General features: G+C 58.2%; 10 protein-coding genes. 4 read left to right on the top strand and 6 right to left on the bottom strand.

What is annotated here, in order from left to right; all coding sequences use genetic code 11:
* Window positions 1–177 precede the first annotated feature (177 nt).
* From BMF35_RS02970 to BMF35_RS02940, 6 genes are all read right to left on the bottom strand, one after another.
* Window positions 178–822 (bottom strand): sigma-70 RNA polymerase sigma factor region 4 domain-containing protein, encoded by a 645-nt coding sequence (locus BMF35_RS02970; RefSeq protein WP_156172126.1) that lies wholly within the window; start codon window positions 820–822, stop codon window positions 178–180.
* A 304-nt stretch (window positions 823–1,126) separates the two neighbouring features.
* Window positions 1,127–1,882 carry a 3'-5' exonuclease family protein gene (locus tag BMF35_RS02965; protein WP_047006850.1) on the bottom strand — a complete coding sequence of 252 codons (756 nt, stop codon included), beginning with the start codon at window positions 1,880–1,882 and terminating at the stop codon, window positions 1,127–1,129.
* A gap of 716 nt (window positions 1,883–2,598) precedes the next feature.
* A complete protein-coding gene (locus BMF35_RS02955) occupies window positions 2,599–3,138 on the bottom strand; it encodes a hypothetical protein (RefSeq protein WP_047006848.1) in 540 nt (179 codons plus the stop codon).
* Between the two features lie 99 nt (window positions 3,139–3,237).
* A complete protein-coding gene (locus BMF35_RS02950; protein ID WP_162199225.1) occupies window positions 3,238–4,140 on the bottom strand; it encodes a 3'-5' exonuclease in 903 nt (300 codons plus the stop codon).
* Window positions 4,141–4,309: 169 nt separating this feature from the next.
* A complete protein-coding gene (locus BMF35_RS02945) occupies window positions 4,310–7,471 on the bottom strand; it encodes a MobA/MobL family protein (protein WP_162199224.1) in 3,162 nt (1,053 codons plus the stop codon).
* Window positions 7,472–8,035: 564 nt separating this feature from the next.
* On the bottom strand, window positions 8,036–8,923 hold the full coding sequence (locus tag BMF35_RS02940) for a hypothetical protein (protein ID WP_052766044.1): 888 nt from the start codon (window positions 8,921–8,923) through the stop codon (window positions 8,036–8,038).
* Window positions 8,924–9,205: 282 nt separating this feature from the next.
* Here BMF35_RS02940 and BMF35_RS02935 point away from each other — a divergent pair, with 282 nt between their 5' ends.
* From BMF35_RS02935 to hsdR, 4 genes are read left to right on the top strand one after another with little or no spacing between them, the layout of a single operon-like run.
* Complete coding sequence (locus tag BMF35_RS02935; protein ID WP_047006845.1) at window positions 9,206–10,672, top strand: class I SAM-dependent DNA methyltransferase; 1,467 nt, start codon at window positions 9,206–9,208, stop codon at window positions 10,670–10,672.
* Window positions 10,669–11,877, top strand: coding sequence for a restriction endonuclease subunit S (locus BMF35_RS02930; RefSeq protein ID WP_052766043.1), 1,209 nt, complete (start codon window positions 10,669–10,671; stop codon window positions 11,875–11,877). The genes BMF35_RS02935 and BMF35_RS02930 overlap by 4 nt, the downstream gene beginning before the upstream one ends.
* A 38-nt stretch (window positions 11,878–11,915) precedes the next feature.
* Complete coding sequence (locus BMF35_RS02925) at window positions 11,916–12,515, top strand: AbiU2 domain-containing protein (RefSeq protein WP_156172124.1); 600 nt, start codon at window positions 11,916–11,918, stop codon at window positions 12,513–12,515.
* Window positions 12,516–14,858: an EcoAI/FtnUII family type I restriction enzme subunit R gene (gene hsdR, locus BMF35_RS02920; RefSeq protein WP_047006843.1), complete on the top strand. Its 2,343-nt coding sequence runs from the start codon at window positions 12,516–12,518 to the stop codon at window positions 14,856–14,858.
* Window positions 14,859–15,118 lie beyond the last annotated feature (260 nt).

Genomic DNA, 15,118 nt, shown 5'->3' with positions numbered 1-15,118 from the left:
CGATCGAGGGTTAGCACGGTTCGCAGAATTCGGAACGGGCGACTTCCAACAAGGTCGCTTGGGGGATTTCCGGCACACGTTAGAAAGCTTGACGATGTCCTTTGAAGACTTCGCGCTGCCATGAAGGGCTCCTGCGAGCCACCATCCTGAAATCAGCCCATCCCGCCAAATTACATTCTATGCAGCTAGATCCAGATCCCCGAGTTTCTTCCACGCTTTTGCACCTCGCCGCTTCATTAGCCTGCGTCTAGTCGCGAGCTCGGTCTGATCCAGGCCTGCAAACTCGGCAAGCGCTTTTCCGCACAAGCCTTGACCTATACCGTCGATCATTTCCTCGATCTCTGGAAATCCTTCAGCGAGTTCTTCTAGAGCTTGCCGCCATGCATCGGAGCGTTGAGCGATTTCGCATTCTTCATCTGGTGCTAACGGCGACACCACGAGGTCGAATTCTTCGCAATAATGGGCCTCGTTCCTCTTGCGCCTCACAATGATCGCGCTTGCGATTGAACGCATGACCGCCATTAGGAAATGCTCCATCTTGAGTCCGGCAGGACAAGCGCGCGAGGTCAGCGTCCGCAGTATCGCTTCTTGCAGGAGGTCTTCCGCATCGATGCCGGCGGTTAAAGCACGGTAGTGCGCGACCCGCATGAGCTTCGAGTTTGCCCTAGTGTCGATCGCCGCAAGCGCTGCCCGAACCTGTGTCTTCGTGAGATGCGAGCCTGCAGCGGTATTCGATGATGTATGCGCGCCGCTGCCGGAATTCGGACAGGCGCTCGTCAATTTTTTGATTTGGTTGCCGTTGCCGGCGGATGCCTTTGCCATGGTTTCCTCGCTGGGCGAGCGAGACCACGGGTGTGGACAGCAATGTCGAAAATGTCATTTCGCGACCTCGAGCGCCAGTCGAACGCGCACGGGTTTGTGCGGGTTCACAGGGTTAGTGCGACTCGAATTAAGGTCTCCGGCTCGGGGTTCTGTCCCGGCACGCTACATCGCGACACTGCTTTGCCATGGAACAGTTTAAGAAATGGTTACTGTCGCCTTTCCGCATCAGCGGAGGTTGATTTTTCTTGCGCCGGACCGACGATGTCCGAATTTCTCCAGTCCGGCGCATATGTTTGGTGAAAGCTCAAGCCGCGTCGTCGAAAGCCTCTGCGATCTTGCCGTGCAAGCTGCCAACGAAGGCTCGCAATTCGCCAGCGAGCCCGTGGTCTGGACGTCGTCGCAAAAACCCTTCTACCAGCGTGATGATCGCCGGCTCCAGTCGCAGTCCATTCGTGCATTGCGCGACCAACCAGCCAACCTTCGCAATAGCGAGCAGAAGACAATCAAGCTCGACGTGATCGCGCAGGTTTTGCCAAGCGGCGGCGCTTGCTGGCCGCGGCACGTTCGACTTCGCTGCGACAAGATCGAACGGCACGCCCATGCGCAGCAAGAGCTGGCTGAGATGCGTCCAGGTCCGGCCGGATCCCTTCAATTGAAGGCCGAGGTCGAGGTGCGGTCGTGGGCCGCGCCTTCCGGGCTGGTCGATGAGTTGCGGTGGCAGTCGGAGACCGTGGGCCATGCTCGCATGCAACAGAACCGGCACATCAATTGCCAGGCCGCCGTATGTAACGATGGGCTTGTCCTCGTTCGCGCGCAGGTAATCGAAGACCTTGGTGACTACGCCCTTTTCATCAACCCAGTCCCGCTCGCTCCAACTGCCGATCTCACCAGTGCTGACGCGGCCTTCCTCGTCGATCGTGAACTGAAACGCTGCGGCAGCCATGACCCTCTTCACTGCGACTGCATGACGCTGCGATTTGGGATCCATCGCCCGATGCAGTTCATGCAGGTCCCGGTCCCAGTAAAATTCCGCGTCGAGCGCGATATACGTTTTTGCCATTCTGCTTTTCCTTTCACTTAGTGTTGGCATCATCGCGCTTCGTCAGAAGGGGAGCGGGCGCGCCCGCTCGAGCGCTCGCCATGCCTGCCACGCGGCGGCAAGCGATGCCCGCTGGTGCGGCGAACATTGCGACCACAGGAACGCTGCCCACAGGCACTGTGCTTCGTCCGGTGCCCCGCGCGATCGCGACAGGACGTTCGAACCGGGCCCGGCTCGCTCGATCCGATATGCGGCTGCAATCTCTTCGAGCACGCCGTTCGCGCATTGGAGCGGAAGGATATCGAGGTCCGGGCGATCCCGTTGGAGCAGCTGCAAGTCCGCTGGTGGCAGCGGTCCGCCAGCGGCGAATGCGTGCCGAAGGTAATGCTGTGATGTCCGGGATGCGCGCGCGATCACGGTCGCTCCTTCCGGAATGCGATCGGCTAGTCCGGCCAGAATATCGGCCCGGTTCGCTGTCCGATCGAAGGCGCGGTGATCGATAGCGAACCTTGCGCCGCCTTTTTGCTCACTGGTGACGGTGAAGATGGCGGTCGAACGAATAGCCGAACGGGGGCTGCTTTCGCCGGGATCGCGGATGATCGCGAGCGAGCATAGCACCCGCGGATGGCGCCTATGGGGATGGGGCATGCTGAAAATCCTGTTCTGAGAAACAAGACAGGCGGCGCCTCCGGTTGGAGACGCCGTCTGTGTAGTGGTGATGGAAGATGTGAAGCCGGTCAGGCCATGAAGTCGGCGAAGGCCTGCGCATCCGTGAACAGGCTGAAATAGCCGGCTTCCCACTGGTCAGGGTCGACCTCGACCGTGCTCATCGCAGCGCGGATGTCCTGCCATGCGCGTTCGACGCCGCGCTCGACCTTCGCTCGCGATGGCACGGCGCACGATCGCAGCAGGCACCGTTTGTCGAGACGGAAGGCCTGGCGACGATCGGTGGTGATCACAATGATCGGCTTGCTACTGCTCAGGCGGCACGGCTCGACCTGCATGATCCGCGCACCGTCCCGCGTCCGGTAAATCAGTGCGAGACCGCCGCAGATGCTGGTCTGGTCGTTGGCGAACAGCGCCAGCAGCGAGTCCTGCCTTGCTTGCATCGCCGCCCGGGCGACCATTTCGAGCGCGGGTTCGGATGGATAGTCCATCGTGCCGATTGTCAGAGCATCGGTGCCGGCGCCGGGGTCGGTGGGCAGACCCAGCGCTTGCGACAGGGCACAGGTCAACTGCTGGCGGGGGCATGCCCCGCCGATATCGAGATCGATCATTCGTAATTCCTTGTTGTGTGGATGGCGGCCTATCGGCCGGAGCTCTTTTCCGTTCAGCCGGATGGCTCACGTTCCTTGCCTTCTTGAGGTCTATGCTTCTCAGGCCTGTGTCCAAGTCGTATGGAAGCGATACCGCTCGCTCGCGGGTAGCGGGACGATCACCGGGTCCTTCCCGATGGTTGACACGTACCAATCAAGCTCGGCCTGGTAGGCCTCGGCGCGCACATGTTTGTGCCACACATCGTGCAGCCGCCCCCACGCCCAACGGTAACGTTGCTCACGCAGATCGTCCTTGTAACCGTATGGTGCTCCCTGCGCTTCGAACCTCCACGCTGGAGCGTCCATAGCTGCCAGAGTCTTGGCCATAACGGTTTCGCCATCAGCACAGACGTGATCGAGCAGCTGGATCAAGGCGAGGACATCGTCCTTCGCGCGGTGGGCTGAAGGCATGTAGTAACCAGCCTGATTGAGAAGGTAGCCCTGCGGTCCCGACTCGAACCCAAGTTTGCGCCACGGCATGTCAGCCATTGCGCAGCCCCACGGGACAGGCACATGCCGGTCGATCATCTTTTCGACGAAGGGCCTGTCGAACGCCGCATTGTATGCCACCACCCCGTCGCAGGATGCCAGCATCTCTGCGACCTGTTCCTCGTCGATCGACCGCCCGGCCAGATCCTGATCCGTCAGCCCGGTTAGTTCGGCAATTTCTGCTGTCAGCGGATGACCGGGATCGACCAGCCCACTTCTGACAACTTCGACAGCGGCAATCCGTCCGGCATCGTTCACCAGCACGACTGCCATGCACAGTTCGATGATCTGGTGATGCTCTACGGCAAGGCCCGTCGTTTCGGTGTCGACCACGGCGATACGCCGCATTGCCTCCCCTTCTGGCGCTATGCGGGGCCAGTCGTTCCGGCTGCGGACTGGGTGAAGGATGCGCCTGTCGCTATGTTGGTTGTTATCAGTGCCGGTTTCGTCCGGCTGTTCGTTAAGTTTGTTCATCATTGCCTCATGTCACGAGGCCGGCCAAGGGACTTTTCCCCTCTACCTACCGACCTCGGACAGCGACGTTGGCCGGATGGCGTTTTCCCAGTGTGGTGACACGAGGAAGCGAAGAAGGGGACAGTAGGAATAGGCGTCCGATGCAGATCCAAAAATTAGCTGGGCATCGCTATCGATCCCACCCTTGCTCGAACGGATTGAATGGCCCGCGATATGGCTTGGGCAATGGCGGATTAGCGTCAGCTTCGGTTGTCGATGTAGCTTTCTCAGCCGCATCGACCGCATTAGCCCCTTCGCCAACCGGAACCGCCGGCGTTGTCGCAGCACCGCCGAGGGGAGCGGCGCAGTTCTTGGGACTGACTTCATCGATTTGTTTGGCGCCAGGCGATGCTGTACGATTGGCTAATCCGTCGAGCAGGCTTTCGGCTTCCGGATCCCTGAACATGAGCATGAAAAACGCCCTTTTGTGTTCGTCGATAGCCTGAGCATCCGTATCGTCCGAGACCGACAGCATCTTCACTCGGTCTACTGCTCGACGGAAGTCGGCATTCTCAGACCAGCGATCGAAGATCTCGCCCATCTCCATCCCGGTCTCGGATTTGGGCAGCGCCTCTCTCCATCTTTCCATGGACAGCTGGGCTGAGTTGCGGGCAATAAAATTTGCTATCCGCTGCAACTCGAGCTCCTGTGTGTCGGCTAGCACCAGCAGGTCCGCTGCAAGCGCGGCCGGAAGTCCCGCCAGAGCGACCGTGCGCGTGTCGGAATCCGGTCCACAGACAAGCACCTTTTCGTCCGACATTGGGCAGATGACGGTTTTTCGAAGCTTGCCATTTGCGATGAGATCGAAGGCCCAGGCTATGTCTTCCGAGCCTTTGAGGGTCGGAGACTCCTTGGCCGTGCCAGCGGCGGCGGTCGGCGTGTCGCGGGGCTGAGGCTGGATGGTCTTGCCCTGTGTGCCTTCGACTATTGAAGTCGGCGCCGCATCTCCCTCGACCGCAGTGTGCTCATCAGCACCTCCATTGGCACGAGGCAGCATTCCCGAAAGCCTAGGCGTCGGCTGATCCCGAAGGTCATGAGGAAACACCGCATCGAAGGAGAATGGTTTGGCGTCGAAAAGCTGGCGCGAATCCGGCGCCGAGCCGCGTTGCTCTCGCTGTGGCCTGCCATGCTGCTCAGCAGGAGCCTTCGCCGTGAGACGAATAGGCTCTTCCCTTGGTTTGCATAGCTCTCGGTGAAGGTCGAGAAGCAGCCGACGTTCCTCAGATCTGTGTGCGACGATTTTTGTAGGCAACGCATGTTTCTCAGCATCGGCATCGCTTAGGTTCGCGGTGAGCGCCCAACCACTATTCGGCATGGTGGCACGTCCAATCTTGAATTGGACTTGATGCTTGCGCAGCACAGCCAGTTTATCTTCGAAGGAGAGCGACTTCCGATCTGCGGTGCCGGACTCCGATGCCGTCTCGCTCGCGGACTTGACCCGGGCACGATGAGCGGACCTAAGCTCAGCGGGTTTCAGATCGTCCGGCTGGGCCTTTGCGACAGTATCGTCCGTGATACTTGAGCTGCGGGGTGTCGAGTGCTCTGACTTCGACTGGGGCGTCTGCGAACGAACACCGTCTCTTTTGATCTTCGGTTCGTGATCCTGCTTGATAGTCATATCTGCAGCCCATGACGATATTCCCATCCACGCTTCGTTGATATTGTCGAGCGCGCGATCAGCTTGTTCAGCAAGCCATTCTACCCGATAGTCTCTCCGCTTATTTCGGCGTATCGTGCTGGGCGTAGGGTTGGCTTGGTCATCCGCATCTGTCTGCCGGTGCGCGTAGTAGCTCACATATTTCGGCCGCGACTGGAGCCTTTGGTGAATGAGCTTCAGGAAGCCGGTAACATACCCAGTGACATGCTCAGGTTTTCCATCCGGCCTGTCACCCTCCGGATAAAGACGAAGCAGTTCCGCATGTTCAAAATCCCATTGGTTCTGTTCGTTCTGAGCACCCTTTTTGGTCGGTTTGCCCCATCGCTCGCGGTGCGATTTTTTCAGCCCGAGATGCTCGTCCGAGATTTTTGAGATACCCCTTTCTTCCAGACTTCGCGGATCGAAACGAATGGCCGATCCCAATTTCTCAAGCTCGGTATTTACGATCTCCGAATACCGGCACCGAAGGTTTCCAAGCCAGCTGTCTTCGTTCACATCAGGGTGGCAATCCTGGAGAAATGGACGCGACACCTTCTTCCGGCCGCTATCCGTCCGATATTCGAATTCAATCTCGGCATCCCATTTCCCGGTCCAACTAGGGTCCGGATTGGCTAGCGCCCTTTTCTTGATCGCATGTTGGGCAGACCTCTTGGTCTCCGTCTCCATAGGTGCATTCGGCAAGACGTAATTGGCTGGGTCGAACCGCTTCATGGGACGGTGATGGTAATCGAGATGAATGTGCCAATTTTTCTCGTGATTGGTCTCATCAGGGCGATGGACGACCAAGACGAAGGGAAGGTCGCGCTTGTGAAATTCGTTTGCGAGCTCGTGAATCACTCGTTCGACTGCTTCCAAACTGAGTCCACTGGGTAACTCAAGGACCAATCGCCTCTGCGAGATAGGATTGCGCCCCGCATGAAATTTGACGTCAGGGCGAGTTTTTCCGTTCGAGCGATCGTGCCAGCCATTTTTCCGTAAGAAGCACTCGATGGGCTTGAGACGATCCCCCATGAAAGAGACAGCCGCTGCGTCTTTGCTATTGAGGAATTCCTTCAAGTCGATGGGAACATCAGGTTCGCGAAGAAGTCGGTCCCAAAACTCATGATTTTCAGATTGTAATTTATTGATGCTGAGGTGCGGAAGGATAATCTTATCCACTTTCCGCGTCTCGGTCTCTTCAATGAGTTTCCAGCTCGCCACAACAGTCTCATCGTTGGAGCCCATGTTCGTAATTGCGAGGCGAAGGCCTTCCTTTTCGACTTTGACCGCGTCTCGAAAAAGATAGAGGCCGCGCTGGAGCGCGAGGCCTGCAAGCTCTGCTTCCACGATCGGCACCTTGCTCGCGTCTAAGGTGTAGTTCTGTCTGGCCTTCGCTCCTGACTTTGAAGCCGTCGGCTTGGTGTGGGCGAGTTCCTCTGCGAGATGAAAGCTGCGAGCCCCGCCGTCGCCAATCGGTCTGGAAGGGCGGGAGGCGGGGTACATCAGGTTTGGTTGATTGGAGTTCCCCCCTGGGTTTCCCCATGTGATGGGGCGCGATGCTTTTTTAGCGCGTCCGCCAACCTGACCCGTGATGTGGCTGTCTTTGTTCAACGGGTCACGAAAAAGGGTCGGACTTTTGATGATTGTCTCGGCCATGTTCAATCGCGCAAGCGTCCCGGCGGAGCAGCCTCCCTTCCTAATCTGCGTAGCGCTAATGCTATCGATATTGGGCCCGCACATGATTGCTGCTGCTATCTCCTTGGTGAGTTGCAGCTTTTGAAGTGCTTCAGCAGGCGAGAGTGTGTTGCCGGACATGCTAAGCAATATCGACACCGATGTAAGGTGGAAAAACCCCGAAAACGGCCGATTTCACTTTCCAAAGCGGAAATGTCCGGATCACTCATGTGGTCCGTTATTAGCATTACGTGCATCGCATTTGACGGTTCATACGCATCAAGCGCAGGAAGGTCCGACGCAGGAGGACCTTCCTGCCCTATTGCGCCTACTAATTTAGGGCAGTTAGCCCTTGCCAACCCTCGAACTGCAGTGAGGCGGTTGGTCTGCTCTAAATCCCGGAAACTATGTAAGAGCATCGGGACGATGGTCACGCTGCTAAACAAGTGTTTATGCGAGAGCATCGGGCCTTCGGACACGTGTTTCGGTCCGGCATATCGCAAGCAGGATATCCTCCGGTCAGCCGACCGGAGGTTCGAAACGCCGTTACGATTCTTCGATCGGCAGAAGATCCGTTCGCGTCGGCACGAACTTCTGTCGCTGAGCTAGCCATTCCCGAGCGGTGTCGTTGCCGATGCCGCCACGCCCCTTGATGCCTGCTTTGGCGAGAGCATTCCGCGCGGCGACTTCGGTCATTTGGGCGAGGTAGGCAAGGTCTCGCACCGACAGCAGCGTGCCGCGCTCAAACTCGAACTTCCGCCGCGCGAACGCGGTGCCGATGGTCACGCGCAATGGACTGTCCGCGTTTGCCATTGGGGATAGGATGCTGATCGTACCGGCGGAGGCACTGTCCATGAGCGAGCCAAGGTCGTCCCACAAGTCAGGGCGTAACGCCTCGTGCTTGCCGGTCTGGAAAGCCCAGTCGTAGATGGCATCGATCAATGGGGTAGCGCGGAAGCGAGAAAGGTCGACCTCCGAAGGATCTGCGTCGTCGTATGGTTCTCCGGCGTCGTCGGATGGCGGGAAGCCCAGAAAAGCCTCGGCCGCATCGTAACTTCCCCAGCGGGCGACCATGGCTGCCTTTGCGACCAAGGCCTTGCGCAGGTCATGCATGACGTCGTCACGCGAAAACGGCGTTAGGGGACCTTCAGCCGGGATATCCTCAGGGGAAGGCTCATCGATGTTGTTAAGGGTCAGCTTTCTTGCGCTGATTAACGAGGCTGGCGTGCCATCACCTGCCGACATGCGGATGGAAAAGCCGTTGCGCACGAGCCGCAATGCATCGTCATAATCCGTGGTCAGGATTGCATTCTTGCGGTGATGCAGTTCGCTCCCGAAGGCCGGATCGCCCAGGACGAAGTTGCCCTGCTTGTCGCGATAGGGACGCTCAGTCTTGCCAGTTTTGGGATTCTTGCGGGTGATGATGGTAGCCAAAGTGGCGATCTCCGATGCATTTTGGTGCGTCTAGCGCCCAAGCCGCTCGCTAGGTGTGCGCTGCTGACTGCGTTCCGTGACGCGCCATTACATTGCTATTCCGTTGTGTTTGCATCGCTATATGCGAGCAATAGCAGAACCGCCGATCTTTACAACAGGATTGCGACGAGAATATCATATTCGAGTATATTGCCCGCGGTCACGCTGGCGGCGCATTCCCCGCCTACAACTTGCCCGATTCAGCCAATCAGAATAGTCAGTTGCGCGACACAAGGGGCATCAATGTTCGAGAACGCTTTCAACAATATCGATCGGGCCATGCGCAATGACGAGGGCCTGTCGTCGGAACTGGACTACGCCGAACAGACCAGCTGGCTGCTGTTCCTCAAGTATCTCGACGATCTGGAACAGGAGCGGCAGGATCAGGCCGAACTGGAAGGCCGCGACTACACGCCGATCCTCGACGAGGCATATCGCTGGCAGACTTGGGCCGCGCCGAAGGATGAGGATGGTGAACTCGACCACAATGCCGCGAAGACTGGGCAGGACCTGATCGACTTCGTCAATGGCAAGCTGTTCCCTTACCTGAAGACCTTCAACACCAGCGATGCCGACGTGGATACGCTGGAATACAAGGTCGGCGAGATCTTCTCTGAACTCGCGAACCGGTTCCGCTCCGGCTATTCGCTGCGCGAGGTGATCGACATCGTCGATACGCTCGATTTCGGCAGCACCGATGCCAAGCATGAGCTGTCCGACCTCTACGAAACCCGCATCAAGCGGATGGGCAACGCCGGGCGCAATGGCGGCGAATATTATACACCGCGCCCGTTGATCCGCGCCATGATCCAGGTCGTGGATCCCAAGATCGGCGAGACGATCTACGACGGCGCCTGCGGGTCGGCGGGCTTCCTGTGCGAGGCGTGGGATTACTTGCGCCGCCCGGATCTGTCCGGCGAGGAGTGGGAAACGCTCCAGCGCCGGACCTTCTACGGGCAGGAGAAGAAGTCTCTCGCCTACGTGCTGGGCGTAATGAACATGATCCTGCACGGGATCGAGGCGCCGACGATCCGCCATGCCAACACGCTCACCGAGAACGTGATGGATATCCAGCAGGCCGACCGTCACGACATCGTGTTGGCCAATCCACCATTTGGCGGTGGCGAGCGGCGCGAGGTGCAGCAGAACTTCCCGATCAAGTCCGGCGAGACGGCCTACCTCTTCTTGCAGCATTTCATCCGCAAGCTGAAGGCGGAGGGACGTTTCTCGCACGGGCGCGGAGCGGTGGTGATCAAGAACACCTTCCTCAGCAACACCGACAATGCCAGCGTGGAGCTGCGTAAGGAACTTCTGGCGACCTGCAATTTGCATACCGTGCTCGACTGCCCAGGCGGCACGTTCCAAGGCGCTGGCGTGAAGACGGTGGTGCTGTTCTTCAACAAGGGCACGCCGACGAGGGAGATCTGGTATTACCAGCTCGATCCCGGCCGTTCGCTGGGCAAGACCAACCCGCTCAACGACGACGACCTGAAGGAATTCGTGGAGCTAAAGGCGAGCAAGGCCGACAGCGACAAGAGCTGGACGGTGATGGCCGATGACCTCAATCAGGTCACGTGGGACTTGACGGTCCGAAACCCGAACACGCCGGATGAAGAACCGCTGCGTGAACCCGCGGAGATTATCGATGCGATGCTCGCGCGGGACGAGGAGACGGCGAATATCCTCGAGGATATTCGAGGGATGCTGTGAGCGGCAGCATGGTTGATAATGTCAAGCTGGGTCAGGTTGCTTCGGTCAATTATGGTTACACGGAAAGTGCATCTTCCGAAGCTATTGGCCCGAAATTTCTACGCATCACAGACATTCAGGAAGGCAATGTTGACTGGACAGCGGTGCCCTACTGCGAAATCAATCAAAGAGATTTTGACAAGCACAAGCTCGAAGCAAGCGATATTGTCTTCGCACGCACGGGCGCGACAACCGGCAAGAGTTTCTTAGTTCGGGAGCCACCCGCGAGCGTTCCAGCCTCTTACCTGATCAGGCTTCGGATTACTGACGAGAAGTTGATGCCCGAATATGTGGCTTTGTTTTTTCAGACCTCCACGTATTGGGAATCTATAAAGCAGGGTTCGTCGGGAAGCGCGCAAGGCGGATTCAATGCATCAAAGCTGAAAGAAATCGAAATTCCACTCCACCCGCTGGAGGAGCAGAAGCGGATCGTCGCGGTGCTCGATCAGGCCTTCGCCGCCCTCGATCGCGCCCGCGCCAACGCTGAGGCCAATCTGGCGGATGCCGACGAGCTGACAACGCAACTTCTAGAAAGCGAATTGGGCGCGGCAGAGCTGGGCGAATTGGAGCCTGTTGGGCCTCACATTGATCTGCTGACAGGCTTCGCATTCAAGAGCCGCGGCTACACTGACAAGGAGTCAGATATTCGGCTCATACGCGGCGATAATATCGTGCAAGGCGATTTCCGCTGGGACGGCGTAAAGCGCTGGCCTGCCAGCGATCGCGCTACATATGCGAAGTATGAACTGCAGAAAGATGACGTGCTGGTCGCAATGGATCGCACGTGGGTGAGCGCCGGGATCAAGTTTGCGATCGTGGACGAAGAAGCCTTGCCGAGCCTGCTCGTGCAGCGAGTTGCGCGACTGCGCCCAAAGGCTGGACTGCTTCCGCGCTTCCTCGGGTTTTGGATTGGTAGCCCATTGTTCGAACGCTATGTTCTCGACATCCAGACCGGTCTCGGCGTGCCGCACGTTAGCGGTGGCCAACTAAATGCTTTTGAAATCAGATTGCCTTCGACTGATACCCAGAAGAAAATAGTGGAGCGATTGAACCAGAAGCTATCCGCGGTCGAAAAGCTCAAGCAATCGTATCGGAAGCAGATCGCCGATCTAGAAAGCTTGCGCCGCTCTCTACTCGCTGAAGCGTTTAGTGGGCGACTCGTGTAATGTCAGAACTAAGCCCCCAAGACGATTACGAAAAGCGATTGCAACGTTTTCTCGTGTTGGTGCACGGGCAAGAAGGGCTGATAGCCAAGCTTGCCATCTTCAGGGAGGTAGTGCGGCATTATCGAGAGCGCGGCGAAGGGCTTTGGGAAATCTCACCCCCACTCTATTTTTTTGCGCGGGCAATGCAGAGCGATGTGCTGCTGGCCTTGGCTCGAATCCTTGAAGAGAAGAAACGGAGCTGGGGCAACCTAGAGAAATTTCTTGATTTTAGCGCAGCGAATTCCGGCAGGATTGTCTGGAAGAATGGTAAGTTTTCCGAGGCCGTGGCGTTTAAGCACAAGTCCGCGCTCGCCGCTCACTCCGACATTATTGCGAGCATTCGGGGCCGAAGGGACAAGGTGATTGCGCATCTCGACAGGAAGTATTTTTTCGATCCCGAGGCTGCAGAAGATGACTTTCCGCTCGCAGATGAAGCGATGATTGCCCTGGCGAACGAAATCATCAACATACTACACGAACATGAGCAGGGCGTATCCGATAGCTGGTCATTTCATCTTGCTGAATTTTATCAAATTGGCGTCGACAACATGATCCGGTCCCTCGAAGCCGTCGCCCGCGAAAGGAAGCAAGGCGCTTAGATGCCCCAAGTGGAAACCGAAGCCGACACACGCGCTAACCGCATAGATCCCATCCTGCGCGAAGCGGGCTGGGGTGTGGTCGAAGGCTCTTCGATTTCGCGTGAATACACCATCGCACCAGGTCGCATTCTGGCAGGCGGTGAGCGGGCCAATGCCCTCTCCGCCGACTACGTCCTGACCTACAAAGGCCGCCACATGGCGGTGATCGAGGCCAAGCGCGCCGGGCTCGGCCACACGGCTGGGGTCGGACAGGCGAAAGACTACGCTCGCCGCCTCGAAACCCGCTTCGCCTATTCGACCAACGGGCTCGGCTGGTATGGCATAGACATGAACACCGGGAAGGAGGGCGATCACGACCTTCCCTTTCCCACGCCGGACGAACTCTGGAATCGTTGCTTCCCGCATGGCAATGATTGGCGCGAGCGGTTTGGCGTTGTCCCGTTCGAGACCGGCGGCGGCAAGTGGCAGCCGCGCTATTACCAGCACAACGCCATCACCGCCGTGCTCGAAGCGATCGCCAAGGGCGACAAGCGCATCTTGCTGACGCTCGCCACCGGCACCGGCAAGACCAGCATCGCCTTCCAGATCGCATGGAAGCTGTTCCAGTCCAGCTGGAATCTCAGCCGCGAGCCGGTTCGTCGCCCGCGCATCCTGTTCCTTGCCGATCGCAACATTCTTGCCGATCAGGCCTACAACGCCTTCAGCGCCTTCCCGCCAGATGCGCTCGTCCGCATCGATCCGGAGGAAGTGCGCAAGCGCGGCGGCGTGCCCACCAACGCCAACATCTTCTTCACAATCTTCCAGACCTTCATGACCGGCGGGAAGGATGGCGAGACCGAGTTCACCTTCGAAGGCTACGCGCCCGACTTCTTCGATTTCATCGTGATCGACGAATGCCATCGCGGGGGTGCGCGGGATGAAAGCACCTGGCGTGCGATCCTCGAATATTTCTCGCCCGCCGTGCAGCTCGGCCTGACGGCCACACCCAAGCGCGACACCAACGCCGATACCTACAAGTACTTCGGCGAGCCGGTTTACACCTATGCGTTGAAGGAAGGCATCGGCGACGGCTTCCTGACGCCCTTCAAGGTGCGCCAGATGGCGAGCACCATGGACACCTACACCTTCAGCGACGAGGACGACGTGATCGCGGGTGAGATCGACCCGGACAAGGAATACAAGGAAGCCGATTTCAATACCAAGCTCATTATCGACGAGCGCGAGATGAGCCGTGTGCAAGAGTTCATGGACCAGATCGACCAGCGCCAGAAGACGCTGGTCTTCTGCGCCACGCAGGATCACGCCGCCCGCGTCCGCAACTTCATCAACCAGATTAAGGACAATCCCGATCCGCACTATTGCGAGCGGGTCACGGCCGACGATGGCAAGCTGGGCGAGCAGCACCTGCGCGAATTTCAGGACAACGAAAAGACACTGCCGACCATCCTGACGACGTCGCAGAAGCTCTCGACGGGTGTGGATGCGCGCAACGTGCGGAACATCGTCCTGCTGCGGCCAATCAACTCGATGATCGAGTTCAAGCAGATCATTGGCCGGGGCACGCGCACTTTCGACGGCAAGGACTTCTTCACGATCTACGACTTCGTGAAAGCCTATGAGCACTTCAACGATCCTGAGTGGGACGGCGAACCGGAAGACCCTGCGGATCCCCGACCTCCGCTTCCCGGTCCTGGCGGTCCCGATGGGCCGGACGATCCAGAGGATCCCGAAGACCCGAAGGAGCCGACCGAGAAGGTCATCGTGAAGTTGGCCGACGGCAAGGAGCGCAAGATCCGCTACGTCGGCGCAACGACATACATGTTCAACGGCCGGCCCATCACGGCGCAGGAGTTCATGGACCATCTGTTCGGCGATCTGGGCACGCTGGTTACAAGCGAAGACGAACTGCGCGAGATTTGGAGTGATCCCGATCGCCGTAACGCTTTTCTCCAGCGCCTGACTGAAATGGGCTACGACCGCGAGCGCCTCGCGGACATGCGCCGCCTGATCGACGCGCCGAACTCGGATATCTTCGACGTGCTCGGCTACATCCGCTTCACCCTAGCACCCCTAGCTCGCGCCGAACGCGTCGAAACGGCGAAGGCGACAGGCATGGATGGCTATGAGGAGGAGATGCGAGAATTCCTCGATTACGTCCTAGGCTCCTACGCGAAGGACGGCATCCGCGAACTCGACACACAGCGCCTCAGCCACTTCATCCGCAGCCGCTACGGCAGCATGAACGATGCGAAAAGGAAGCTCGGATCGACCGGCGACATCCGCTCTGCCTTTTTGGATATTCAGCGGCATTTGTTTTCGGACGGCCAATCGGCTGCCCGCTAAGCTCCGGCGAAACTCCGGCGAAAATATCCGCTATTCTTGCTTTGTTCGTCGAATGTTCCGAACATTCCGTTCGTGTAAACATCGGTTTTCCGCCATTTTCGTCACTAGGCGCTACCCTCCGAAGGCAGAGGCCACAGGTTCGAATCCTGTCGGGTGCGCCATTTCTCTCCATAAAATCACGGCCTTAGAAATTTCCGCTTATCGGGAAACAGTGCTTACGCGGTGTTTACGTGGCCATTCTCCAGAGGTAAGTCGCTCAT

Origin of the sequence: Aurantiacibacter gangjinensis, from assembly GCF_001886695.1 — a bacterium.
GTDB lineage: Bacteria > Pseudomonadota > Alphaproteobacteria > Sphingomonadales > Sphingomonadaceae > Alteraurantiacibacter > Alteraurantiacibacter gangjinensis.
This window is presented reverse-complemented; position numbering and strand designations above follow the sequence as displayed.